This window comes from Curtobacterium sp. 8I-2 (assembly GCF_902506155.1).
GTDB lineage: Bacteria > Actinomycetota > Actinomycetes > Actinomycetales > Microbacteriaceae > Curtobacterium > Curtobacterium poinsettiae.
The window spans coordinates 2,324,248-2,348,429 of record NZ_LR732827.1 but is presented as its reverse complement, the minus strand read 5'-3'; the positions used below and the strand labels follow the sequence as shown (position 1 = coordinate 2,348,429).

Here is a 24,182-nt window from a genome sequence, read left to right as displayed (position 1 = left end):
ACGCGACCAGCGGACGGACGGGAGGCACGGCGTCAGCTGGCACCGCGCCTCCAGTCCGTCACGGCGCCTCAGTGCCGGCGCAGGATGCCGAGGAACTCGTCGGCCCACTCGAGGTTGCGGGCGAGCTTCGCCCGGCGTTCCTCGGTGTCGACGACGTACGCGTCGAGCTGCGCCTGCAGCCGGTCGCGCTCGATGCCGTCCGCCGTCTCGAGCCCGTCGAGGATGCCGAGGAGCTCCGCCATCTGCTCGAGGGAGTAGCCGAGGGGCTTCATCCGGCGGATCACGAGCAGGCGATGCAGGTCGTCGTCGGAGTACAGCCGGAAGCCGCCCTCGGTCCGTCCGGTGGGGTGGAGCAGTCCGACGTCGTCGTAGTGGCGCACGGTCCGGATGGAGAGCCCGGTCCGGTCTGCGAGTTCACCGATCCGCATCGTCGATGCACCTGCTGCGTCCGTCACTGCTGACCCCTTCCGCCCGGTTGCCCGGTCCGGACCGATCGTACCGATGCTTGCGCAGCAACCCTTCCGTTGCGTTAGAGTCAGACACGACCGACTCTTCCGTTGCGGAAGGTTCTGGTTCCTGGCCGCACTCGGTCAGTGCGCGACGAAGCGCCCCCACGACATTCCCCCGCGGACGCCGAGCGTCCGCACCCCCTCACCGAAGGAGAACCGTGACGACCGTCGTGCCCGCACCGGCTCCGGTGCACGCCAGTCCCACCGTCCTGTCCGCCCTGCGGAACCCGAAGATCCTGCTCCGCGAGGTCCTCGCCGGCCTCGTCGTGGCCCTCGCGCTGATCCCGGAAGCGATCTCGTTCTCGATCATCGCGGGCGTCGATCCGCGCGTCGGCCTGTTCTCGGCGTTCGTGATGGCCGTGGTGATCTCGTTCGTCGGCGGGCGAGCCGCGATGATCTCCGGTGCGACCGGGGCGATCGCACTCGTCGTCGCGCCGGTCATGCGGGACCACGGGCTCGACTACCTGATCGCCACCGTCATCCTCGGCGGCGTCTTCCAGCTCGTCCTCGGTGGGCTCGGCGCAGCCAAGCTGATGCGCTTCGTGCCGAGGTCGGTGATGGTGGGGTTCGTCAACGCCCTCGCGATCCTGATCTTCACCGCGCAGCTGCCGAACATCATCGGCGTCGACTGGCTCGTCTGGCCGATCGGCGCCGTCGGCATCGCGATCATCGTGCTGCTGCCCCGTGTCACCAAGGCCATCCCGGCACCGCTCGTGGCGATCGTCGTCCTGACGCTCGTCACCGTGCTGGCCTCGATCGCCATCCCGACCGTCGGCGACGAGGGCAAGCTGCCGGACAGCCTGCCGACCCTGTTCCTCCCGAACGTCCCGCTCACGCTCGAGACGCTGACGATCATCGCCCCCTACGCCCTGGCGATGGCGCTGGTGGGCCTGCTCGAGTCGCTGATGACGGCGAAGCTCGTCGACGAGGTCACCGACACCGGCTCCCGCAAGACCCGCGAAGCGCTCGGGCAGGGCGTGGCGAACATCTGCTCCGGGTTCATGGGCGGCATGGGTGGCTGCGCGATGATCGGCCAGACGATGATCAACGTGAAGGCGTCCGGTGCCCGCACCCGGATCTCGACGTTCCTGTCCGGCGTGTTCCTGCTGGTCCTCGTCGTCGGGCTCGGTGACGTCGTCGCGATCATCCCGATGGCCGCACTCGTCGCCGTGATGGTCATGGTGTCCGTCGGCACCTTCGACTGGCACAGCATCAAGCCCTCCACCCTCAAGCGGATGCCGGTCGGCGAGACCGTCGTCATGGTCCTCACCGTCGTGATCGTCGTCGCCACGGACAACCTGGCCATCGGCGTGATCATCGGGGTGATCGCCGCGATGATCGTCTTCGCCCGCCGGGTGTCGCACTTCACCAACGTGTCGCGGAGCATCGAGACGCTCAGCACCGGTGAGCAGCACGCGCTCTACACGGTCGAGGGCGAACTCTTCTTCGCGTCGAGCAACGACCTCACCACCCAGTTCGACTACGTCGACGACCCCGAGCTCGTCGTCATCGACATGACCGGGTCGCACATCTGGGACGCCTCCACCGTCGCCGCGCTCGACGCCATCGAGACGAAGTACCACCAGCACGGCAAGCGGGTCGAGATCGCCGGGCTGAACGACGCCAGCCGAGCCTTCCACGGGCGCCTCGCCGGGAACCTCGGCGCCGGTCACTGACCTCCTGACCTCGGCCCGCCACCTGGCAACGCCCGTCAGCGTCGGCCGTTCGCCGGGACGAGCGCGAAGACGAACCCGACGAGCGCGGACAGGACGCCGATGACGACGACGAACGTCGCCCAGCCGCTCCAGACCGCCGGCGCGAACCAGATCATCAGCAGTCCCACGAGGATCAGCGCGATGCCGACTCCGAAGCCCAGGTTCACCGCACGTTGTTTCTCACGCATCTGCATCGCGGCAGTCTCCCTCGCGCTCCGTGGCACTCGCGTCCCCCGGGAGGCTGACACGGCCTCATCCGCAGGAAGGCCGACGCGCAGCGGATCCCGGAGCAGCGCGGGCCTGGCGGATCGACCGCCGATCCGTCAGGCTCGTGCTCGATGACCGACTCCTCCCCGCAGCTGCGGATCCGACGCGCAACGCCCGACGACGTGCCGGCCCTCACCCGCTGGAGCAGCGACGAGACCGTGGCGTGGGTCGACGCCGAGCGCCTGACCGACGAACTCCGCACGGGCAACTACCGACCGGAGTGGTCGTGGATCGCCGAACGTGCAGGGCAGCCCGTCGGCCGAGCGCTCTGGTGGGGGCAGGCAGACAGCGAACGACCCGCCACCCTGGACTGTCTCTCGACGAGTGTTCGAGGCGCCGCCGCGGTCGACGTCGGTGCCGCGTTGGTCCGGGCCGGGCTCGACGCGTTCGGCGCCGGCGCTCCGCTCGAGTACAACGTGGACGTCGCGCCGACCTGGACGAGCGACCCGGCAGCAGTCGAGGCGGTCCGGTGGCGACACGAAGCAGCGCACCTCGGCGGCTTCACCCGCACCACCGAGCGCATCAGCTTCGCGCGCACCACGACGACCCCGAGACCACCGCGTCCGACTCGGCTCCGGTTCGCCCCGGCCGAGGACACGACCTTCCGGGCGCTGTTCGCGGCCGTCGCGCCCGGCTCCCTCGACGACCACACCAACGACATGGTCGCCCGCGAGGGCATCGATGCCCTGGCCGACGACGATCTCGAGTTCTACCGCTCGCTGCCCGGCGACCGGCACGCGTGGCGCACGGCGCACCTGCCTGACGGCAACGCCGTGGGGTTCATCATCCCCACCAGGACGGCGTACGACGCGAGCATCAGCTGCCTCGGGGTCCTGCCGGAACACCGCGGACACGGATTCGTCCACGACCTGCTCGCAGAGATGACCCATGTTCACCACGACGACGGGCAAGACCGCATCGTCGGGACCACCGACGCCGCCAACACGCCGATGCGAGCGGCCTTCGAACGAGCCGGCTTCGCCGTCACACGCGTGCGGATCGTCCACGCGCAGTGACGAGCGCGGGCGGGCCGTGGACGCCGGGCAGAGCCAGAGCCACGGCGGGAGCGCAGACCCGACGACACGCCCGGCGACCACCGATCTGTGAGGATGTCCCCTCCGTGCACACTGCGGAGTGAAGGGGGTGAACATGAACCGATCAGCCGAGCCGGACAGCGCGCTCGTGGCGGCAGCAGCACGCGGCGACCGCAGTGCCGTCACCGCGTTGTTCGACCGTCACGCCGAGACCATGACCCGGTACACGTGGGCACTGGTCACGCGGCGCATGGACGTCGAGGAGATCGTGCAGGACGCGTTCCTGACGCTGTGGCAGAAGGCCGACACGGTGGAGGTCCCCGGGGAGTCGCTCCTGCCGTGGCTGCTCGTCGTGTGCCGGAACCACGCCGCGAACCTGCGACGGCAGCAGCGCCGGCACGAGGGCGTCGACCTGCCGGACGAGCTCGCTGCGCCCGAACAGGACGACGATGCCCGCGAGCGGCTGCGGTGGGTCCGCGCCGAGATCGACGCGCTCGCGCCACTCGATCGCCAGGTGTGCGAGCTCTGCCTGATCGAGGGCCGCTCCTACGCCGAGGCCGCCGAACTGCTCGGCATGAGCGTCGGCGCCGTCACCCAGCGCGTGTGGCGGTCCCGTGCACGGATCAAGAAGGCGGTGACGAACGATGAACGATGAACGACGAAGCGACCACGGGTCCCCGATGAGCAACGAGCCGCCCGGTGGCGACGACATGCGCCGGATGCTCGCCGGCATGCGGCAGCAGGTCGTCCGGGGCATGCACGACAAGCCACGCCCGGCCTCCGCACGCCGTCGCGTCGGCCTCATCGTGGCGTTGATCGGGGTGCTCGGCATCGGCACCGCGAGCGGTTCGGTGGCGCTCGGACTCGTTCCGACGCCCTTCGCCGCAGCACCGGCACCCGTGCCGTCCTCTGCACCGCCGACACCGGCACCGACCGGGTCACCGTCACCGTCCGCGGCCCGCATCACGCCGACCCCGGCGCCGGCCGACACCACGGCGACGATCCCCGGGGCGTGCACCGATGCTGTGCCGGCCGCCGATGCTCCGCGCTTGTTCGGTTCGCTGGAGATCACCCAGTTCCGCCCCCAGGTACCGGGCGGCAGGACCGACTACTACATCGACCCCGAGATCCCGTTCAAGGAGGACGCGGAGCTGGTCTGTTCCTGGACACCGGGCGGTACCTCCGAGGGCGACGAGGGGCTGTTCCTCGAGATGGGCACGGCAGATCGTGACGTCCTGCAGGCCCGCCTCCGCGTCGTCGCCGACAAGGACTGGACCTGCACCGACACGCTCGGTGGACGTTCGTGCCAGCACACCGAGACGTCGATGTACTACTCGGACCGGGTGGAGACGACGCACACGTTCTTCGTGCGCGGCGACACCTGGATCTCGATCACGCAGTCGAACGTCCCGACCGACGGCCTCCTGAAAGCGCTCGTCCAGCAGACCTGGACGGACTGACCGACGGACTGGAGGCACGGCGCCAGCTGGCACCGCGCCTCCAGTCCGTCGTCACGCAGGCTCAGAGCCAATGCCGCCGCTTGAACACCGCCCACAGCACGACCGCCAACAGGACCATCGCGACGATCGCCGCCGGGTACCCCCACACCCACCGCAGCTCGGGCATGTGCTCGAAGTTCATGCCGTAGATCGACGCGACCAACGTGGGCGCGAACAGGATCGCTGCCCACGACGAGATCTTCTTCACCTCTTCGCCCTGCTCCATCGACGCCCGCGCCAGCCGCCGGCTCTCCTCCCCCTGCGCCAGGCTCGCGCTGGTCATCCTCCGCATCGCGTCGTTCTGCTCCTGCGTCACCAGGGTCGAGTGCAGCGTGAGCGCGTTCTCGAGCAGCGTCCGGAAGGTGTCCACGCGCTCGGTGACACGGATCGCGTGGTCGAGGACGTTCCGCAGCTGGTTCTGCACCTCGATGTCAGTGCCGTACTTCTCGGCGCCGCGCAGCAACGCGTTGAGCATCCCGGGCAGCGGGCCGATGGCGCGCTGGAACCCGATGACCTCACTGAGCAGCTGGTAGATCCGCCGCGAGGACGCCGAGTCGACGTCACCGTCGAACAGGTCGTCCTCGATGTCGTCGATGTCGTCCTGCAGCCCGGCGACGACCGGGGCGTAGCTGTCGATGACCTCGTCGAGGACCGCGCAGAGCACCGCCTCGGACCCGCGCCCCAGGGCGTCCGGATCGGCTTCGAGTCGTTTCCGCACGTCGGCGAGGTTCGGCTGCTCCGCATGCCGGACGGTCACGACGAAGTCGCGCCCGGTGAACAGGTGCACCTCACCGAACTCGACCGTCTCCTCGTCCTCGTCGTACCAGGCGGGTCGCAGCACCACGAAGAGCGTGTCGCCGTACCGCTCGAGCTTCGCCCGCTGGTGCCCCTTGTGCGCGTCCTCGACGGCGAGCGGGTGCAGCCCGAACTCGTCGGCGACGGAGGCCAGTTCGTTGGCGGTCGGTCGGAACAGCCCGATCCAGGCCATCGCACCGCTTCCGGCAGCGTCGAGCGCCTCGTAGGTCAAGCTGAGGTCCTGCGGCGACTCCGTTCGGGTTCCGTTGACGTAGATGCCGTTGTCGATGAGGGCCACCGGTGTCCTCCTGGTTCCGTGGTGCATGCGGGCAACCTGCCGAGCATGCCGGACCGCCGACGGCGCGGGCGCTTCCCTGACGGACCCCTCACGCTGCGCGCCGGATTCCTGTCGGAGTCCTGACACGCCCTGGGCGCAACCCCAGGACGGACTGGAGGCACGGTGCCAGCTGGCACCGTGCCTCCAGTCCGTCAGCCGTCGCGTTCAGGACCGCCGGCAGTCCGATCCGCTCGGTGCGTTCAGGGCACGTCCTCGCCGAAGGCGAGCAGCGTCCACGGCTCCAGGTCGTGCATCCCGACGCTGGTCTCCCACTCGGTACGATCCGGCCGGAACTCCCGCTTGACGTAGTCGACGAGATCATCGCCGTAGATGACCACGTCCGTCTGGTGCACCGAGAAGACGGGCGCCCCGCTGCCGAGCGGCGCGGCAGGCAGGTAGCGGTGCGAGTACAACGGCACCAGCTGCGGCCACTGCCGCAGGTGCCGCGCAGCCACCTCGAGACGCTGCGACTCGTCGCCGGGTCGCTCGCCCCACGACCCGGGCCAGAAGGCGTCGTGACGGACGTCGAACAGGGCGCCGTCGACCGGCCACCGGATCGCTCGCCGCAGTCGCTCGTCGTTCCGCGCGCGCCAGTCGAACCAGCCGTCCCCGCTCGGCAACGCGAGGGAGAGCAGGGCGCGGTGGTCCGCTCCGAACCGGACGCCGTACCGACGCTCGGCCCGGGCCAGTTCCCGTTCCGTCAAGCCGGGTTCGAGAGCAACACCGAACGTCCGGAGGAGTTCGACGGTCATGGCTGCGGACACCCTCGCAGCCTAGGCCGACGGACGCGAGCCCCACGAGCACGTGGCAGACGAGACGGCGTGGATCTGACGGAACATCGGGACGACCGCGAAGATGGCGAGGTGAATCGCACCGATCGGCTCTACGGCCTCGTGGAGGAGTTGCGCGCCGTCGCCCCGCAGCCGCGGAGCGCGCGTCGTCTCGCGGAGCGGTTCGAGGTGTCGGTCCGGACCATCGAACGGGACATCTCCGCGCTGCAGCAGTCGGGTCTGCCCATCTGGGCGGAGCCCGGCCGGACCGGCGGGTACGTCATCGACGCGTCCGCGACGCTCGGCCCGGCGGGTTTCACGCCGGACGAGGCCCTCGCGGTGCTGATCGGGCTCGGCTCGCTGGGGCGTAGTCCGTTCCGGCAGGCGGCGCAGACCGCGGCCAGGAAGACGCTCGCGGTGATGCCCGCCGGGGACGCCGCACGAGCCAGCGCACTGGCATCCCGGGTGCACTTCCTGGAGGACGACGAGGACACGGCCGTCCCGGCCGAGTTCGCGGCGGCCCTGCGCGCGGATCGGGTCGTGCGACTCCGGTACCGGGACGCCGGCGGAGCGGAGTCCGTCCGCGACGTCGAACCACTGGGGTCGATCGGGAAGGACGGTCAGTGGTACCTGATCGCCTGGTGCCGGACCCGCGACGGGGTGCGGGCATTCCGCGGCGACCGGATGCTGTCGGTCGAGGTCACCGACGAGCGGCCGGCGCAGCGCGTCCTGCGATCCGAGGACCTCGCGATCCAGTACGGACGACTCCGGCCGGTCCTCGACGACTAGCGCGGTCGGTCCCCGGAAACGCGGTCGGTTTCCGGAAACACCGACAGGACGGTGTCGCGGCGGCCGGTGAAGCTGGTCGCTCCGAGTCAGCAGCACCACCGTGAGGAACCCCATGTCGTTCGCATCCGTCCGCATCATCACCGACGACCTCGAGGGCATGGTCGCCTTCTACGAGCGGGTCACCGGCCAGCCGGCCGAGCGCCCCGCACCGGTCTTCGCGCAGTTCAGCGGCCCGGGTGGGACCCTCGCGATCGCGAGCACCGCCACGGTCGCCATGCTCGGCGATGCGCTGGTGCCCGCGACGAACCGTTCCGTGCTCATCGAGTTCGAGGTCGCCGACGTCGACGGTGCCTTCACCGGACTGCAGCTGAGGAGCGACGACGTCGTCCTCGAGCCGACCACGATGCCGTGGGGCAACCGCTCCGCACTGGTCCGTGATCCGGACGGCAACGTCGTCAACCTGTTCAGCAGGCCCGCCGCCAGCTCGGTGTGATGGCCAGGCAGGTTGTTGAGCCTGCTGATGGGTGAGGCTCAGTGAAGCCGTACCCGGCGGCGGGGCAGATGCGCACGTCCGAGGAGCGGGGCGAAGGCTCCTCAGCTGACGACGGCCCGCAGGGCCGGCAACTCGCGGTCGGTCTCGGCGACCTGCGTGAGCTTCATGGCGACCGGTCGGAGCGGCCGTGACATCAGCACCTTGTTCAGGAGCCCGCGGAGTGCGAGAGCGAGTCGGGACTGCGGGTACGCCAGGGCCTTGAGCCCACGAGGCAGATCCTGCACATCGTCGACCAGTGGGCGCATCCACGTCTCGTAGGCGGTCAACGCTGCCTCCTGGTCCTGCGTCGCGTCGGAGAGCTCGGCGGCCAGGACGTAGCCGGCGGTGAGCGCGAGCGAGGCGCCGCCGCCACCCATGGGCGTGACGCACCATCCGGCATCCCCGGCCATGACGACGTGGCCGCGGTGCCAGGTCCGCATCCGGATCTGCTGGAGCTGGTCGATGTAGACGTCGGGCGACGTGTCGAGCGCGTCCAGGACCCGCGGCGCCTCCCACCCGACTCCGTCGTACCGGCGCCGCACCGCCGCCAGTGTCTGCTCACGACTCAGACCGATGACGTCGTCCCCGGGAGAGTAGGCGAGGATCGCACGGGTGGTGCCGTACGGGTCAGGTCGGAGGTGGACCTGGCGCCCTCGGACGGCGTTGTGCCACCGCCAACGGTCGTCGTCGCCGTCGGTCCGTGGGATGGTCCCGAACACCATGGTGACGTCGAGGTCGCGCTGGTCGACGTCGTCCTGGTCGAAGACCATCGCACGGGTGCGGGACCGCACACCCTCGGCGATGACGAACAGGTCGGCACGCAGGCGCTGGCCCTTCGCGGTCGTCACGGCGACTCCCGCGGCGTCGTCGTCGACGTCGACAACGGTGTCGCCGTAGACGAACGAGACGCCGGGCGGCAGGTTGTCGAGGATCGTCCGAGCGAGGTCGCCGCGCAGGATCTCGAGTTCCGCTGTCGCACCGCCGGCCCCGTCGGAGGGCAGCTCAGCGGTGACTGTTCCACGCCCGTCGACGAGGACGGTGCCCGTCTCGGTGGTGTTCCGTGCCTTCACGGCGTCGAACAAGCCCATCTTGCGGAGCACGTCGCGCGCGACGCCCCGGACGTCGACGTTCTGTCCGCCGTCACGGAACGCAGCGGCTCGTTCGATGACCGTCACGTCCCATCCGGTCCGGCGGAGCCAGTAGGCGGTCGAGAGGCCAGCGATACTGGCTCCTGAGATGACAGCGGTGCGGTTTGCCATGGTGTTCCTCCGTTGCGAGCTTTACAATAAAGATACTACACAGTAAAGGAGTCTGATGGACGACGTGTTCGGGATGGAGTGGGACGCGCCTCAGGTCGAGGTGATGGAGGCGCTCCAGACATGGGCGGTGGCGTTCGCGGAGCTCAACCAGCTGATGTCCTCCTGGCTCGACCTGCCGACCACCGATGCGAACGCCCTCGGACAGGTGCTCTGGGCAGACTCGTCCGGCGACCCGCTGTCACCCGCCCGGCTCGGGCAGCGGATCGGGATGACCTCCGGATCCGTGACCGTCCTGCTGAACCGCTTGGAAGCGGCCGGTCTGCTCGCACGCAGCCGCGAGCACACCGACCGGCGCCGGGTGACCCTCCGTCCGACACCGGCGGCACGGGAGCGTGCGCGGGCGTTCACGGAGCGGTCGACCGCCGAGATCGCTGCCGCCCTGCAACAGGTGCCTGCAGCAGAGCTCGAGCACCACGCCGCGTTCATCCGCCGCATGGTCGGTGCCGCGTCGTATGCCGCGGACCGACTCCGCGGATAGACGCCGTCGAGGTCCGTCGATCGAGGACTGGCCTTCTCGTCGGCCGATCGACCACCCCACAGCGATGCGGAGTGGGAAGTGTCTTGCTCGCGGCGTCGCCGTCTGCCAGCGTTGGCGCATGGGCGAGGACGTGACCACGCTGCGCCGAGTACCCGGGTTCCGCTCGTACTGGTCCGCCGCGACCGTCTCATCGTTCGGATCAGCAGTCAGCGCGGTCGCCGTACCGGTTCTCGTGGTGACCGTGCTGCACGCCAGCCCGTTCGAGGTGGGGCTGGTGAACGCTGCCCAGTTCCTCCCGTACGCGTTGTTCGGGCTGATCGTCGGCGCGTACGTCGATCGATTCCGGCGCAAGCCACTCCTGATCTGGGCGAGTGTCGGTCGTGGCGTGTGCCTGGGCGCGATCCCGGTGCTCTGGTTCACCGGGCTCTTGAACCTCTGGGTGACGGCGGCGGCGTTGTTCGTGTTCGGCATCCTGTCCGTCATCGGATTCGCCGCGACGCAGTCCCTCCTCCCTCGAATCGTCCCTCGCCCGCTCCTCCTGGCGGCGAATGCGCGGGTCGACCAGAGTGATGCGGCAGCGCAGACGGTGGGCCCGGCTCTCGGAGGTGTCCTGGTCAGCATCGTGACCGCGCCGGTCGCGATCGCCCTCGACGCGGTGAGCTACTTCATCGACGCCGTCCTCATCGCGCGCGTCCGCGTCATCGAGCAGACGCCAGCGCGCACGGCGGGTGCGCGGTTGCGGAGCGACATCGCCGACGGTCTGCGGTGGACGTACGGTCATGCGACGCTCGCACCGCTGGCGCTGTCGACACATCTCTGGTTCCTCGCCAACGCCGCCGGACTGACGGTGTTCGCGACACTCGCGCTCCGCACCTTCGCGCTCCCAGCGGCCGTGTACGGGGGCATCCTCGCCGTCAGCGGTGTCGCGATGCTCCTCGGCGCCACCGCTGCGCCGCGCCTCGGTACCCGCTTCGGTGCCGGCCGGACGATCATCGCCGCTCGAGCCGCGTACCCGGTCGCCTGGGCCGCCGTCACGCTCACGACGGTCGGCACCGGCACCGCAGGAACACCGGCGACTGTCGCGGTGTTGTTCGTCGCCTTCGCCGTGCACGGCGCTGCAGCGGGCTGCGAGAACGCGAACGAGATGAGTCTCCGCCAGACCGTCACACCCGACGCGCTGCTCGGTCGGATGAACGGCACGATGCGCAGCGCGAACAGGACCGTCGCGGCTGCAGGAGCAGTGGGCGGCGGCGCGCTCATGACCGTCGCTGGAGATGGCGTCGCGCTGCTCGCGGTGACGCTCGTGTTCGCCGGCGCCGTCGTCGTGGCGATGTGCTCACCACTCAGGACGATCGCCGTTCGGTAACGGGGAGCTCGAGCACCACGCCGCGTTCATCCGCCGCATGGTCGGTGCCGCGTCGGACGCTGCGGATCGGCTCCGCGGGTGAGACCCCGCGGACACTCGGCTGAACGGTCAGGCTGGTGCACCCTGGCGGCTCACGGACCGCTTCGACACTCACTCGCTCCCCGGAACGCGCTCGGCGCTCAAGCGGGGGAAGAGCTGCTCGGCGGCTGTTCGGTGTACCTCGCCCAGTCGTTCTGCGCCGGGGCCGTCGTAGGTGTCCAGGTCGTGGTCGAAGCGGGCGCTCCAATCGGGGTGCGCGTAGGGGAAGTCGCTGCCGTAGAGGACATGGCCGGGTTCCGCGAACGCCAGCAGTGACGGCAGCGAGGCGGGAGACGCGGACAGTGCGGTGTCGAAGTAGAACTTCCGGAGGCCCGCCTGGATGCTCTCCGGCGTGGTGTCGGGGTTGAACATCGCGGCGGCGCTGAATCGACTGGCTGCGTACGGCAGGAACCCGCCGGCGTGGGAGAGGATGACGCGGAGGTTCGGGTACCGGTCGAACACGCCGTGCGCGACGAGGTCCACGGCGGTGCGGGTGGTGTCGAACGGGAAGTCCAGCAATGCAGTCGGCATCCCTGGCAGGTGGGTGATCGGTGGTGCGGTGGGGTGCACGAAGACCACGGCCGAGCGCGCGGCGAGTTCTGCCCAGAGCGGCTCGTACGCGGGGTCGCCGAGGTACCGTCCGTGCGCGTTCGACAGCAGGAGCACCCCGTCGGCGTGGAGTTCGTCGAGTGCTCGCACAGCCTCGGCGACGGCACCATCGAAGTCCGGCAACGGCAGCACCGCGAAGTGCCCGAACCGGTCCGGCGCCTCACGGACCAGCTCGGCCTGGTAGTCGTTCAGTTCGCGGGCGAGTTCCCGCGCCGCGGCGTCGTCACCGAAGTGCACGCCGGGTGCGCTGATCGAGAGCATTCCGGTCTCGATCCCCGCCTCGTCCATCATCTCGATCGCCGCTCGGGGGCTCCACTCCGGCATCAGCCAGCCACCGATGGCCCGAGGCCCTCGTCGCGGTGCGGTCCCGCCGCTTCCACCCCACGGGTCCCACTGCGCGGACCCTCCGGTCGCAGCCGGCGCATCCCCCGGGGCGCCGGCCCCCATCGCTTTCGATCCTGCCGCTGCCAGCGCCTCGAAGTAGCGGGGCGGGAGCAGGTGCTGGTGGACATCGATCTTTCCTGGCATGGTGCAGTCCTCCGATCGTCCTCAGCAATGAGGGCTGGTTGTCGTGTGCAGGAGTGGGTGCCTCGAGGGATCCCCGCCCGTCGAGGACCCCTGTTGCATTCAGGGCGTTGGGGTCAACGGCAGCAAGGCCGCGTTGGGCGTGACTGCAGCGGCCTCGAGGTGGGAGCCCGAGGGTCCGGCCGTCTGGCGGGGATCGCGCTCGGAGCGGAGGCCGCCCTTCGGTCGAGCCGCGGCTTCGCGTCGGTTCCGGATGAGCATCGCCGTCAGCGTGAGCAGGATGCCTGCCACGGCCCAGATGCTCAGCCGGATGATCGGGGCGGCGACCGCGGCGCCGTCGAAGTACTGGACGGACCGCAGCAGGTCGAGCGCGTCGCCCTGTGGGAAGACGTAGTAGAGCGTCTGGAAGAAGTCGTTGAGGACGTGGATCCCGAGCGGGCCACCGGACGACGTGTTCCCGAGGATCACCAGGGCGAGCGTCATCACCAGAGCCGCGATGGTTCCGCCGAGTGCTGCGACGCCCGTGACCGCTCCCCCGATGGCGAGTCCGGTCAGCCAGAGGCTCCCGAACACGGCCCAGGGGCCGACGGTCACCGCTCCGAGTGCGGAGTCGATCCACAGGGTGATCAGTCCGGCGAGGAGACCGGTGTAGAGCACGAGGACGATGCTGCGCTCGATGAACTTCGCCGCCGTGTCGACAGTGCCGAGGATGCGTCCGAACACCGTCGCACCGAGGGCGGCCCCCAGGCCGGCGAAGAGGATCGCGTAGAACTCGATCGATCCGACCGGGTCCTGCTTCGGCAGGGGTGCGAGGTCTGCGGCCGTGTTGGTGGTCCGCAGTTTCGCTGCGATCGAGTCACCGATACCGGAGATCGCCTGTCCGAGGCCACGGCCGCCGCCGCTGGCGATGTAGGTGGTGACGCCGGCGCCCTTCCCAGGAGCAGGCAACACGACAGCGCCGTCGACGTCGCGGTCGAGCACCGCGGTCCGCGCCTGCTGCTCAGAGGCCACGACGGTGAGGTCCAGCGATCCTTGCTGCTCGAGCGCGACGATCGCGTCAGCGTCGCCGGTGACCGCGAGATGCACGTTGTTCGGCGTCGGGTCGCCGAACGCGCTCGAGTAGCTCGTCAGCATCGCCATCGCGAGGAGCAGGATCGCGATCCCGCCGAGGATCACGTTCCGGTAGCGATGAGCCGATCCCGGCCCTTCGGAGTTCAGCGTTCCGCCCGCGACCGCCGCTTCGAAGGCCGGGTGCTGCGGGCCGTCTCGCCGGTCCGGTGCGGGTTCGGTCACGTGCGTCATGGTGTCCTTTACATTTGTCCAGTAGATGACGAACGTACATCAGAGCTCTCAGTCTGGCAAGATGGACGCATGACGGAGGGAACGCCCACGGCGGCACTCGCGAGCCAGCGGGTGGACCCGCGCATCACCCGCACCCGCGCCGCCCTGATCCGGGCGTTGACCGCACTCGTGTCCGAGGCGCCGAAGGGCGAGACGATCTCGATGAGTGCAGTGGCGCAGCGAGCTGGCTTGAGCAGGCAGGCGCTCCACAACCACTACAGCAACGTCGGTGACCTCGCGACAGATGTCTGGATCAGTCGACTCCTCGAAGACCATCTTCCCCTCGACGAGGGCGCGGCGAACCTCGCGCAGGCCCTCACCGACGCCGTTCGCGAACGCGGGATCGAACCGCTGCTCACCGCAGGACGATCGGATCGGGAGTTCTTCGACAAGCTCCGTGCCATCCCGCGCGGCGAGCGGGTCACCGAGGTGCTGGCTTCGGCGATGACGACGTGGCTGACGGAGTCCGATCGCGATGGCCCCCGACCGGTGGTCGCACTCAGCGGGGACGCCCGCACCTTCACGATCGGCGGCATGATCGCGCTGGTGTCGACGTGGCAGATGGCCGACGCACCGCCGAGCACCGCGCAGCAGGTCGCCACGCTCCGCACGTTCGCAGCCGCGGCAGCCGGTGCCCGCACCGACTGACGTGCAGAGCGCCACCATGCAGAGTTCGCGCAGCCAACCGTCCAGGCCGGCCGGCCCGGACGGGTGTGTCGTCAGCCGTCGTAGGCGACGTAGTGCAGTTCGGCGTCCCGCCGCTCGTCATGGAGCTTCACGTACGACTGCGCGATGACCGCGGGCTCCGCATCCGGTCGCCCACCTCCGATCAGGGCGGTGATCGCGACGAAACCGACGTAGACACCCTTCTCCGCGACGGCGGCACCGAGGTTGAGGATCCAGTTCCGGAGCCCTGCGGCTGCGATGTTGACGTTCCCGCGGACCGGAGTCCGGGCGAGCGCACCACCACCGGTCGTCACGAGGACCGTGCCTGTGCCCGCGGCGATCATGTCGGGCAGCACCGCACCGACGGCCGCGATGGCGCCACCGAGGTAGAAGTCGATCTGTGGCTGCAGGTTGTCCATCGTCACATCCACGGCATCGACCGACTCCAGTGCCCGATCCGCCGGCGAGTACTCGAGGACGTCGATCGGACCGAGCGACTCCCGGATCGACCGGAGTGCGCCTCGGATCGTGTCGGGCTCGCTGACGTCGGCGGTGAACCCGTGAGCCTGGATGCCCTCCGCGACGAGCGCACTCGCCAGGGCATCCACCTTCGCCTGGCTGCGGGCAACGAGCGCGACGTCGAAGCCCTTCTTCCCGAAGGCGCGAGCGATCTCGAGACCCAGTCCGGGTCCCGCGCCGATGATGGTGATGAGGGGCATGATGTGTCCTTTCGTGGCCCACCGCCGGGCCCTGCAAGCTGGTGCGGTAAGTTGAGAACGTCCTCAAATCCACTGCAGCATATGTTGAGACCACCCTCAAGATCCTTCGGAGTCGCTGTGAGCACCCCACCCCGTCTGCGTCGAGACGCGCAGGCGAACCTCCAGAAGCTGCGCGCCGCCGCCATCGCCGTGTTCTCGCAGCGAGGGTTGTCCGCTCCCCTGGAGGACATCGCCCGGGAAGCCGGCGTGAGCATCGGCACGCTCTACAACCGCGTCGGGTCGCGCGAAGAACTCATCGACGCCGTCGTGCCCGACATCGCAGGGGCAAAACTCAAGACCCTGCGAGACCGGACACTGTCGCAGGACAGTCCCCGTTCCCAGTTGGAGACCTTCATCGCCGAGATGATCGACCTCCAACGAAGCGACCCGGCCATGAACGACGCAATGCTGCGGCGCTACCCGGACGCCGTGCTCCTCATCAACGCTTGCGAACGATCCATGGCGCTCGGCGCCGAACTCGTCGCCAACGCACACAGCGCCGGAGTGCTCGCCGAGGACTTCACCGCCGACGACCTGATGGCCGTCCTGTGGCTGGCCGGGATGGCCAGCCACGACCCTGCAGCCCCGGAAGGATGGCGTCACGTCGTGGACCGGAGCGTGTCCGCAGCCTGGCTTGCCTGAGGGTCATGCCACGGCGATCGTCACGGAGTACCACTGACCCACCGGGCAGCCGCCCCGTGTCGCGCGAAGCCGATCGCACCCTGACCGTTCACCTGATTGCCGACGGGAGCGCCCCGATCTGCCCGAGGATGCTGAGCACGTCCGGCTGGCCGACCTCGTCGACGATCAGTCCCTCGTCGAAACGGTAGAAGTTGCTCGCGTTCGCGACCACCGTCCTCCCCGTAGCGGGGACACCGAGGAACTCGCCGTCGTGCGTGCCGCGCAGTTCGAAACGTGCTGCGACTTCGTCGCCCTCGACGACGATCCGGTCGGTGCTCCACTGGATGTCGGAGAACGCGCCCCGCATGATCGTCAGGATCTGCATGTACCCCGGCAGTCCGCGCAGCGGCTCGGGCGAGAACGGCGTCAAGAATGCCGCTTCGGGTGCGATGACCGTCTCACCGATGGACGGGTCGGCGCTGTTGATGAAGTCGACGAATCGCAGGAAGGAGAGGCGTGTGTCTGTGGTCATGGACAACTACTTTACATAGCAAGTAGATGCCGTAGAGTCGAAGCATGAGCACGGACCTCGCACCCCTCCCTGGAATCGACGCCCCGGATGACCGGGCTGGGCGAGCGGCGCGTCTGCGGGAGTACTTCGCCGCGCTGGTGCGGCACGAGACCGACGTGTGGAACGCGGTCGAGAAGCGGATGCGGGGCGAGGGCGTGCTGAGCCTGGCCCGACTGGAGGTGTTGCGGATCGTCCAGGCAGCCCCATCGGGCGCCCGGGTGCAGGACGTCGCGACCGGCGTCGGGACGTCGATCGCTGCAGCCAGTCGCTTGCTCGACCGGCTCGCCGCCGATGGTTTCCTCGAACGTTCGACGGACCCGGACGATCGGCGCAGTGTCCGGAGCGTGCTCTCACCCCAGGGGAGAGACGCCTTCGCCCTCGCGGACGAGCGGTTCGACCAAGCGCTGGACGCCGTGCTCTCGGATGCCGATGCCGCGGCGATCGCAGACGGCATCGCGGCACTCGAGCGCCTGCAGTCGACGTTGGAGGCAAGGCGATGATGGCGACCATGCGGGCCGTCGTGATCGACGCACCCGGTGGCCCCGACGTGTTGCACCTCCGTGAGCTGCCGGTCCCGATCCCAGGCCCGGGCCAGGTGCTGATCCGTGTGGAAGCGTTCGGGCTCAACCGGTCCGAGCTGCACTTCCGCCGCGGCATGGGCCATTCCGGGACCTTCCCACGGGTGCCCGGGATCGAAGCCGTCGGGACCGTGGAGGCAGCCCCGGGTGGAGAGTTCCCCGCCGGTACCCAAGTAGCCGGACTGATGGGCGGGATGGGTCGCGACTTCGACGGGGGCTACGCCGAGTACACCGTCGTTCCGGCCAGCAGCGTCGTGCCGTTCCGGAGCAGCCTCGACTGGTCCGTGCTCGGCGCCGTCCCCGAGATGCTGCAGACCGCACACGGGTCGCTCACCGTGGGCGTCGGTGCCCGCCGGGGCGACACGATCCTGATCCGCGGTGGCACGTCGTCGATCGGCCTGGCGTGCATCGTGCTGGCGAAGCAGCAGGGCATGACCGTCCTCGCCACCACTCGCAACCCGGACCGCACCGAGCGACTGCACACCACTGGTGCGGACCACGTCGTGGTGGACACGGGCAGGATCGCCGACACGGTCCGTCGAATCGTGCCGCACGGCGTCAACGGAGCGGTCGAGCTGATCGGCACCGACACGCTGCCCGACACACTCCGGGCGACAGCCGTCCACGGCACCGTTTCGTTCAGCGGGATGCTCTCCGACGTCTGGACCATCCCCGACTTCTACCCGATGGCGGTGATCCCCAACGGGGTGCGCCTCACCGCGTACTCCGGCGAAGCGAGCGACCTGCCGGCATCGGTACTGCAGGCGTTCCTCGACACCGTCGCAGCCGGCACCGTGCAGGTCCCGATCGCGAAGGTGTACGCGCTCGAGGAGATCGTTCAAGCCCACCGCGATATGGAGGACGGGACTCGGTCAGGCAAGCTCGTCGTCACCATCCGATGATGGGTACGGGTTCTCCGGAACCCCGCGCTCGGGTTGGAACCCGTTCGTCCTCGACAATGGCGCCAGCCCAGTGCAAGGAAGGAAGGTCTGATGTCTCCTCGCAGCTACAAGATCACCTTGGCCGTCCTCGGCTTGGTCAGTCTCTTGCTCGTGCCGTTCTTGGTGCAGGGCGCCCTGCCGGCGATGTACGGCACGGTCGCTCTCGTCGTTGTCGTCGCCTGGCTGCTCTACGGCGTCGTCAGCTCGAATCTGACCCGACGATCCGGGCCCAGCTAGGCAGGTCTCGATGGCCCGCAACTGACGGACTGGAGGCCCGGTACCAGCTGGCACCGGGCCTCCTGTCCGTCAGCGGCACGCGTCCAGGGCCTGCGCCTCTGTCGTCGCGTCCCACGCGCGCCGCCGTGTCCGGCAGCACCGTCCGGTCACCTCCAGGTCAAGGGCTGTTCACCCGCTGGCACTAACTCTGCTGGTCGGACCGCCGCCCGAGGGTCCCGATACCGGAGGACCCATGAACACCCGCACCGCACTGTCCTGCGTTGCCGTCGCTGCTGTCGCCTCGCTGGTGTTCGCGACACCGGCGCACGCCGACGAGGCCAGCTTCACCAGCAGCAAGCAGCCCTACATCGCCCCCAGCCAGTCGGACATCGACGCCTACTCACCTGCCCCGACGGGCTACTCCCCCGTCGCCACGGAGTCGGTCGCCCGGCACGGTTCCCGGGGGCTCTCCGCGTACAAGTACGACGCGCTGCTGCACCGTCTCGCCGCGACCGCGCAGGCCGAGAACGGGTTCCTGACGCCTGCGATCGGGAAGGAGTTCTCCGCGAACCTCGACGCCATCACGGCGGCGAACGTCGCGAACGGCTACGGCATGCTCACCGGTCAGGGCGCAGCCCAGCACCAGGGCATCGGAGCGCGAGCCGCGCAGCGCAACAAGCAGCTGTTCGCCCGTGCGGCGAAGACGGGCGGGCGTGTCGTCGCCGAGACCTCTGGTGAGTCTCGCGCCACGGAGTCGGGCGAGAACTTCTTGCGGGGCTTCGGGGCCCCGGGTGTCAAGCTCGAACCGCGCCCCGACCTGCTCTACTTCCACGAGGTCGAGAACCCGGACGGCACCGACAAGGCCGAGGGGTCACCCGAGCGCAAGCGCGCCCAGGCGTACGAGGACTACATCGCCGCACAGACCGGTGACGGCGGCACGATCGCTGCGGCCTTGCAGTACATCGAGGCGAAGCCGCGATCGGTCCAGGCGGCGCAGGACCTGCTCTCCGGCATCTTCACGCCCGGGTTCATCGCCGAGATCGGCACCGACAAGAAACACGTCTGGTACAACACCGCCGACGGCTCCAAGGGCGGCGCGGTGGCGTGCGCGCCCGGCGCCGACACGAAGGCCGATCCCGATGCCTGCGGCGACCCGAAGAAGTCGATCAAGAGCACCGTCGATGCGGCGATGTCGCTCTACAACCTGTACATCATCGCGGCCGACATGCAAGTGGAGAACGTCGCTCCGCACCGGTTCGACTTCGCGCAGTACTTCGCTGGCCGGCCGGCGGATGCCGAGTGGTTCGCGTACTTGCTCGACGCCGAGGACTTCTACGAGAAGGGCCCGAGCCTCGCCGGGCACGACGAGACCTACTCGATCGCCGAGCCCCTGCTCGACGACTTCTTCGCCACGATCGACGCCCGCGTCGCCGGCGGCGACGTCGTCGCGACCTTCCGTTTCGCGCACGCGGAGACGATCATCCCGTTCGCGGCGCTGCTGCGGCTGCCGGGATCCACCGTCGCCGCGCCCGACAACGCTGCTCCGGCGTCCGACGCCGACGTCTACGGGTACGCCACCAACCCGTGGCGAGGTTCTGCGGTGACGCCGATGGCTGCGAACGTGCAGTGGGACGTCGTCTCGCGAGCAGGCATCGACCCCGCCACCGGAGCGGCCTACACGCCGCTCGTGCGCATGCTCTACAACGAGCGGGAGATCGCGTTCGCTTCCGGGTGCCGTGCAGTCGCTGCAGGGTCGCACTGGGTCAAGGAGACCGAGCTCAAGCACTGCCTGACCGGCACGGCGATGGCGGAGAGCCCGCTGATCGCTGCAGCCACGCCACGACCGACCGCGACGCCCACTGCGGAGCCCACGCCGACCCCGACGACGACGCCGGCGGTGACTCCGGCGACGCAGGGTGCCGGCACACCGACGGCCCGCGCGACGGGCACGCTGGCCGCGACCGGCGCACAGTCGCCTGCCGGACCGGCGTTGCTCGCGACGCTGCTCCTCCTGGCCGGTGCCGGGACCCTGGTGCTGCGTCGCCGTCGTCGCCTGCGTCGTCACACCGACTGACGCCGGCGCACCGCGCCAGCGGGGTGACGGCCGTGCCTGGAGGTGGGCCCCACGTCGGCAGCCGAGGGGCAGTGACTCGACCGAGCCGCGGACCTCGGCCACCAGTGACAGATGTCATGCCGGGATCGTGACGTCCGGCCGAGGCACCGCGCGCGCGGCTGCACGAGGGTGGGTCCCATGAACGACACACCGGTCATCCAGCTCCGCGACCTCCGTAAACGCTTCGGCGAGGTGGCTGCGGTCGACGGCGTCGACCTGACGATCCGTCCGGGCGAGGTCGTCGCCCTCCTCGGCCCGAACGGCGCCGGCAAGACCACGACGGTCGACCTCGCGCTCGGGCTGTCCGTGCCGACGAGCGGCGGGGCCCTGCTCTTCGGTGAGGAGCCCCGCGCCGCGGTGGTCACGGGGCGGGTCGGCGCGATGCTCCAGGGCGGCGCGCTCCTGCCGGACATGACGGTCCGGGACGCGGTCGCCCTGGTTGCTGCAGCGCACCGTCGTCCGATGTCGGTCGACGAGGCCCTCCGCCGTGCGCGCTGCACCGAGATCGCCGGCCGCCGGGTGAACAAGCTCTCCGGCGGTCAGCTGCAGCGGGCGAGGTTCGCGGTCGCCGTGGTCTCCGACCCCGACCTGTTGGTGCTCGACGAACCGACCGCGGCGATGGACGTCGAGGCGCGGCACACGTTCTGGTCCTCGATGCGCGAGTTCACCGACGCCGGGCGCACGGTCGTCTTCGCCACCCACTACCTCGACGAGGCCGACACCTTCGCCGACCGCATCGTCATCATGCGCGCCGGTCGGATCGTGGCCGACGGCACACCCGTCCAGATCAAGGCGATCACCGCCACGCGTGCGGTCCGGTTCTCCGGGGTCGGCACCGACGCGCACGTCGCGTTGCGCGGTCTCCCCGGTGTCCGCAGCCTGGAGGCCCGGCACGACTCCGTCACGCTCCGTTCGGACCGCAGCGACGACACCCTCCGGGCCCTGCTCACGTCGTTCCCGCAGGCGCACGACATCCAGGTGGTCGCCTCGACCATGGACGACGCCTTCCTCGCGCTCACTGCCGACCCCGCCACCACCGACACCGCTCCCGAAGGGATCCCCGCATGACCACCGTCACCGCGTCCGGCCGGATGCCGATCCGTTACGTCTACCTCGAGACGAAGCGGCAGCTCCGCAACGTCCGTGCGATGGTGTTCACCTTCGCCGTCCCGGTGATCATGCTGCTCGTGTTCGGTTCGGCCTTCGGCTCCCAGACCGACCCGACGACCCGTCTGCAGTACCTCGTCGTCACGACGCTGCAGATGGCCGCGTACGGTGCGATGATGGCCGCGCTCAGCCAGGCGTTCGCGATCGTCAACGAGCGATCGATCGGCTGGAACCGGCAGCTGCGGGTGACGCCGCTCTCCGGGTGGGGCTTCATGGTGTCGAAGGTGATCGCCGCGATGGCCTTCGCCGCGGTGTCGATCGTCATCACGGTGCTCGTCGCGACCGTCGGCATGCACGCCTCGCTCGACCCGCTGCGCTGGTTCGCCGCCGGGTTCGGCATCTGGTGCGGAGTGATCCCGTTCGCGCTCATCGCGATCCTGATCGGACAGTTCGCGAAGCCGTCCTTCGCGCAGCCGCTCTTCATGGTGGTGTTCATGGGCATGGCGATCCTCGGCGGTCTGTGGGTCCCGCTGTCGGTGATGCCGGAGTGGATGGGGACCGTCGCGCACCTGCTGCCCTCGTACTGGTTGAACCGGATCGGACAGATGGGGGCCGGGGCCACCGGTTCCTCGGGCATGGTCGAACCCGCGATGGTCCTGGCGTGCTGGGCGATCGTGCTGGCCGCGGTGATCGTGTGGCGCTACCGCCGCGACGCTGCACGGCAGTGACCGACGGCCCTACGCTGGCACCGATGTCCGAGGCGACCAGCACGACCGACGCAAGTGGCACGGACGACGCGCCACGCGCCTCCCGGCCATCCCCACGCTCGTTCCCGTGGGCCGTCCCGCCGGGGGCGAGTGACGACGACATCCGCATCGGACGCCGTCGGTGGTACACCGGCGCGGTGTTCGCGCTCCTGTGGCAGGTGCTCGAGATCATCGCCGTCTGGACCGACGGACGGAGCCTCCGCGCGCACGTCGTCTCCTCCATCGCCCTCGCCGTCGTGTACGCGGCGTACCTGTTCGCACCGGAGCTGATGTGGCGACGGAACCTGCGCGAGCGGGTGCTCGTGCTGGCCGGGGTCGCGCTGCTCGCCGGGCTCCTGCTCCTCGTGGTCGGGCCGCTCGCGGTCTGGACCTGGCTGCTCATCGCTGCACTCTCCGGGTTCGTCGCCGAGCGGTTCTGGGTGGCCGCTGTCGTGGTGCTCGGGATCGTCGCCGCGCAACTCCTCGTCGCCGTGAGCACAGGCTGGGACAACGCCGTGGACAACGGCATCCTCTTCGCCCCTGTCATCACCGTGTCCGTCGGGGCCTCGATGCTGTTCTTCGGACGGCAACGCGAGGCGGAGCAACGGCTCGGGGTCGCGCAGGACGAGATCACCCGCCTCGCCGTCGTCGAGGAACGCGCCCGGTTCTCCCGCGACCTGCACGACGTGCTCGGCCACTCCCTGACCGTCGTCGCGATGAAGTCCGAGCTCGCCACGCGGTTGGTGGACGTCGACCCGGCCCGGGCGAAGACCGAGATGCAGGACGTCGAACGGCTCTCGCGCGAAGCACTGCAGGGGCTCCGACGCGCGGTCAGCGGCTACCGCGAGGCCGACCTCGACGCCGAACTCGTGTCGGCGCGAGCAGCACTCGAGGCCGCAGCCATCGACGCAGCACTCCCCCGGGACGCCGACGCAGCAGCCGATGACGTTCGGAGCCTCTTCGCGTGGGTCCTCCGAGAAGGCGTCACGAACATCGTCCGGCACGCCGCCGCGAGCCGGGTCCGCGTGACGCTGACCCGGACTGCGCTGACGGTCGAGGACGACGGCACCGGGGTGCTCGCTCCCCCGTCGACCGCGGCCGTGCTCGGCGGGAACGGGCTCCGCGGCCTCAGGGAACGCGCGGAAGCGGTCGGAGCGGTCCTGACCACCGGCACGAGCGACCTGGGCGGATTCCTGCTCCGGGTCGAGAGGAGTCGACGATGACCGAGGTGATCCGAGTGCTCATCGCCGACGACCAGGCGCTCGTCCGTGGCGCACTCGCCTCGCTGCTCTCGCTCGAACGGGACATCGCGGTCGTCGCCCAGGTGGCCCGTGGCGACGAAGTGCTCGACGCAGCACGGGCGTCCGGCGCCACGGTGGCCCTGCTCGACGTCGAGATGCCGGGGGCGGACGGCCTCACGGCGGCGTCGATCCTGGCTCGCGAGCTGCCGACCTGCCGCTCGCTCATCGTCACGACGTTCGGCCGACCCGGGTACCTCCGGCGAGCGCTCGAAGCCGGGGCAGCCGGGTTCGTCGTGAAGGACACCCCCGCCGAACACCTCGCCGATGCCGTGCGCCGTGTCGAGGGGGGTTTCCGTGTCGTCGACCCCGTGCTCGCCGCCGAGTCCCTCGCTGCCGGGCCCTCCCCGCTCAGCCCTCGGGAGACCGACGTGCTCATCGCCTTCCGCACGGCGCCGACCGTGGCCGGGGTCGCCGGCACGCTGCACCTGTCCGAGGGCACCGTGCGGAACCACCTGTCGTCCGCGATCGGGAAGACCGCGGCGCGCAACGCGACCGAGGCACTGCGGATCGCGGCGGACAACGGCTGGCTGCTCGGCACGGGACGGCCCTGATCCGGTCGCGGAACGATCGGCGCTCGGTCCGGTCCTTCGCGGTTCGGCGG

At 69.8% G+C, this 24,182-nt stretch carries 27 protein-coding genes; 18 read left to right on the top strand and 9 right to left on the bottom strand.

Going from position 1 to position 24,182, the window contains the following annotated elements; genetic code table 11:
- Positions 1-68 precede the first annotated feature (68 nt).
- A complete protein-coding gene (locus tag BOSE127_RS14890; RefSeq protein ID WP_042536882.1) occupies positions 69-455 on the bottom strand; it encodes a MerR family transcriptional regulator in 387 nt (128 codons plus the stop codon).
- Positions 456-667: 212 nt separating this feature from the next.
- Here BOSE127_RS14890 and BOSE127_RS14885 point away from each other — a divergent pair, with 212 nt between their 5' ends.
- Positions 668-2,185: a SulP family inorganic anion transporter gene (locus tag BOSE127_RS14885; protein ID WP_159557825.1), complete on the top strand. Its 1,518-nt coding sequence runs from the start codon at positions 668-670 to the stop codon at positions 2,183-2,185.
- A 35-nt stretch (positions 2,186-2,220) separates the two neighbouring features.
- On the opposite strand, the gene BOSE127_RS14880 is transcribed toward BOSE127_RS14885, so the two are convergent.
- Positions 2,221-2,418 (bottom strand): hypothetical protein, encoded by a 198-nt coding sequence (locus tag BOSE127_RS14880; RefSeq protein ID WP_017887151.1) that lies wholly within the window; start codon positions 2,416-2,418, stop codon positions 2,221-2,223.
- 144 nt (positions 2,419-2,562) lie between these two features.
- Here BOSE127_RS14880 and BOSE127_RS14875 point away from each other — a divergent pair, with 144 nt between their 5' ends.
- The 3 genes from BOSE127_RS14875 to BOSE127_RS14865 all read left to right on the top strand — a co-directional run bounded on the left by BOSE127_RS14875 (position 2,563) and on the right by BOSE127_RS14865 (position 4,985).
- Positions 2,563-3,507 carry a GNAT family N-acetyltransferase gene (locus tag BOSE127_RS14875; RefSeq protein WP_159557823.1) on the top strand — a complete coding sequence of 315 codons (945 nt, stop codon included), beginning with the start codon at positions 2,563-2,565 and terminating at the stop codon, positions 3,505-3,507.
- Between the two features lie 133 nt (positions 3,508-3,640).
- Positions 3,641-4,180 carry an RNA polymerase sigma factor gene (locus BOSE127_RS14870; RefSeq protein ID WP_042536912.1) on the top strand — a complete coding sequence of 180 codons (540 nt, stop codon included), beginning with the start codon at positions 3,641-3,643 and terminating at the stop codon, positions 4,178-4,180.
- Positions 4,181-4,205: 25 nt separating this feature from the next.
- Positions 4,206-4,985 (top strand): hypothetical protein, encoded by a 780-nt coding sequence (locus BOSE127_RS14865; protein ID WP_159557821.1) that lies wholly within the window; start codon positions 4,206-4,208, stop codon positions 4,983-4,985.
- Positions 4,986-5,046: 61 nt separating this feature from the next.
- On the opposite strand, the gene BOSE127_RS14860 is transcribed toward BOSE127_RS14865, so the two are convergent.
- Together BOSE127_RS14860 and BOSE127_RS14855 are read right to left on the bottom strand one after the other, a co-directional pair.
- Positions 5,047-6,117, bottom strand: coding sequence for a magnesium and cobalt transport protein CorA (locus BOSE127_RS14860; RefSeq protein WP_159557819.1), 1,071 nt, complete (start codon positions 6,115-6,117; stop codon positions 5,047-5,049).
- A 239-nt stretch (positions 6,118-6,356) separates the two neighbouring features.
- On the bottom strand, positions 6,357-6,908 hold the full coding sequence (locus BOSE127_RS14855; RefSeq protein WP_159557817.1) for a hypothetical protein: 552 nt from the start codon (positions 6,906-6,908) through the stop codon (positions 6,357-6,359).
- A 111-nt stretch (positions 6,909-7,019) separates the two neighbouring features.
- Between BOSE127_RS14855 and BOSE127_RS14850 the strand changes: the two genes are divergently transcribed.
- Positions 7,020-7,715, top strand: a complete 696-nt coding sequence (locus tag BOSE127_RS14850; protein WP_159557815.1) for a helix-turn-helix transcriptional regulator — start codon at positions 7,020-7,022, stop codon at positions 7,713-7,715.
- A 112-nt stretch (positions 7,716-7,827) separates the two neighbouring features.
- Positions 7,828-8,208, top strand: coding sequence for a VOC family protein (locus BOSE127_RS14845; protein WP_159557813.1), 381 nt, complete (start codon positions 7,828-7,830; stop codon positions 8,206-8,208).
- 101 nt (positions 8,209-8,309) lie between these two features.
- On the opposite strand, the gene BOSE127_RS14840 is transcribed toward BOSE127_RS14845, so the two are convergent.
- A complete protein-coding gene (locus tag BOSE127_RS14840) occupies positions 8,310-9,506 on the bottom strand; it encodes an FAD-dependent monooxygenase (RefSeq protein WP_031259164.1) in 1,197 nt (398 codons plus the stop codon).
- A gap of 55 nt (positions 9,507-9,561) precedes the next feature.
- On the opposite strand from BOSE127_RS14840, the gene BOSE127_RS14835 reads away from it, so the two are divergent.
- Both BOSE127_RS14835 and BOSE127_RS14830 read left to right on the top strand, forming a co-directional pair.
- Entirely contained in the window at positions 9,562-10,044 is a 483-nt protein-coding gene (locus tag BOSE127_RS14835) for a MarR family winged helix-turn-helix transcriptional regulator (protein ID WP_159557811.1), read from the top strand.
- A gap of 118 nt (positions 10,045-10,162) precedes the next feature.
- Complete coding sequence (locus BOSE127_RS14830; RefSeq protein ID WP_017885859.1) at positions 10,163-11,410, top strand: MFS transporter; 1,248 nt, start codon at positions 10,163-10,165, stop codon at positions 11,408-11,410.
- A 150-nt stretch (positions 11,411-11,560) separates the two neighbouring features.
- Here the strand turns inward: BOSE127_RS14830 and BOSE127_RS14825 are convergent, their stop codons facing one another.
- On the bottom strand, positions 11,561-12,625 hold the full coding sequence (locus BOSE127_RS14825; protein ID WP_159557809.1) for an amidohydrolase family protein: 1,065 nt from the start codon (positions 12,623-12,625) through the stop codon (positions 11,561-11,563).
- Between the two features lie 99 nt (positions 12,626-12,724).
- Positions 12,725-13,915: a hypothetical protein gene (locus BOSE127_RS14820; RefSeq protein WP_159557807.1), complete on the bottom strand. Its 1,191-nt coding sequence runs from the start codon at positions 13,913-13,915 to the stop codon at positions 12,725-12,727.
- Between the two features lie 78 nt (positions 13,916-13,993).
- Here BOSE127_RS14820 and BOSE127_RS14815 point away from each other — a divergent pair, with 78 nt between their 5' ends.
- Positions 13,994-14,611, top strand: coding sequence for a TetR/AcrR family transcriptional regulator (locus BOSE127_RS14815; protein ID WP_159557805.1), 618 nt, complete (start codon positions 13,994-13,996; stop codon positions 14,609-14,611).
- A 71-nt stretch (positions 14,612-14,682) separates the two neighbouring features.
- On the opposite strand, the gene BOSE127_RS14810 is transcribed toward BOSE127_RS14815, so the two are convergent.
- Complete coding sequence (locus tag BOSE127_RS14810) at positions 14,683-15,348, bottom strand: SDR family NAD(P)-dependent oxidoreductase (RefSeq protein ID WP_159557803.1); 666 nt, start codon at positions 15,346-15,348, stop codon at positions 14,683-14,685.
- Between the two features lie 117 nt (positions 15,349-15,465).
- Between BOSE127_RS14810 and BOSE127_RS14805 the strand changes: the two genes are divergently transcribed.
- Positions 15,466-16,029 carry a TetR/AcrR family transcriptional regulator gene (locus BOSE127_RS14805; protein ID WP_052481587.1) on the top strand — a complete coding sequence of 188 codons (564 nt, stop codon included), beginning with the start codon at positions 15,466-15,468 and terminating at the stop codon, positions 16,027-16,029.
- Between the two features lie 88 nt (positions 16,030-16,117).
- Here BOSE127_RS14805 and BOSE127_RS14800 read toward each other — a convergent pair whose 3' ends face one another.
- Positions 16,118-16,540: an ester cyclase gene (locus BOSE127_RS14800; protein ID WP_056071192.1), complete on the bottom strand. Its 423-nt coding sequence runs from the start codon at positions 16,538-16,540 to the stop codon at positions 16,118-16,120.
- Between the two features lie 44 nt (positions 16,541-16,584).
- Here BOSE127_RS14800 and BOSE127_RS14795 point away from each other — a divergent pair, with 44 nt between their 5' ends.
- The 8 genes from BOSE127_RS14795 to BOSE127_RS14760 all read left to right on the top strand — a co-directional run bounded on the left by BOSE127_RS14795 (position 16,585) and on the right by BOSE127_RS14760 (position 24,132).
- The gene (locus BOSE127_RS14795; protein ID WP_042536897.1) at positions 16,585-17,079 is read left to right on the top strand and encodes a MarR family transcriptional regulator; all 495 of its coding nucleotides are present in this window, start codon (positions 16,585-16,587) and stop codon (positions 17,077-17,079) included.
- Positions 17,079-18,059 carry a zinc-binding alcohol dehydrogenase family protein gene (locus tag BOSE127_RS14790; RefSeq protein ID WP_236559566.1) on the top strand — a complete coding sequence of 327 codons (981 nt, stop codon included), beginning with the start codon at positions 17,079-17,081 and terminating at the stop codon, positions 18,057-18,059. Before BOSE127_RS14795 ends, BOSE127_RS14790 begins: the two co-directional genes overlap by 1 nt.
- A 90-nt stretch (positions 18,060-18,149) precedes the next feature.
- A complete protein-coding gene (locus BOSE127_RS14785) occupies positions 18,150-18,335 on the top strand; it encodes a hypothetical protein (protein WP_159557799.1) in 186 nt (61 codons plus the stop codon).
- A gap of 232 nt (positions 18,336-18,567) precedes the next feature.
- Positions 18,568-20,388, top strand: a complete 1,821-nt coding sequence (locus BOSE127_RS14780) for a histidine-type phosphatase (protein WP_159557797.1) — start codon at positions 18,568-18,570, stop codon at positions 20,386-20,388.
- 177 nt (positions 20,389-20,565) lie between these two features.
- Complete coding sequence (locus tag BOSE127_RS14775; RefSeq protein WP_159557795.1) at positions 20,566-21,495, top strand: ABC transporter ATP-binding protein; 930 nt, start codon at positions 20,566-20,568, stop codon at positions 21,493-21,495.
- Complete coding sequence (locus BOSE127_RS14770) at positions 21,492-22,262, top strand: ABC transporter permease (RefSeq protein ID WP_017885871.1); 771 nt, start codon at positions 21,492-21,494, stop codon at positions 22,260-22,262. Before BOSE127_RS14775 ends, BOSE127_RS14770 begins: the two co-directional genes overlap by 4 nt.
- 23 nt (positions 22,263-22,285) lie before the next feature.
- Positions 22,286-23,503, top strand: a complete 1,218-nt coding sequence (locus BOSE127_RS14765; RefSeq protein ID WP_159557793.1) for a sensor histidine kinase — start codon at positions 22,286-22,288, stop codon at positions 23,501-23,503.
- On the top strand, positions 23,500-24,132 hold the full coding sequence (locus tag BOSE127_RS14760) for a response regulator transcription factor (RefSeq protein WP_159557791.1): 633 nt from the start codon (positions 23,500-23,502) through the stop codon (positions 24,130-24,132). Before BOSE127_RS14765 ends, BOSE127_RS14760 begins: the two co-directional genes overlap by 4 nt.
- The last annotated feature ends 50 nt before the right edge of the window (positions 24,133-24,182 follow it).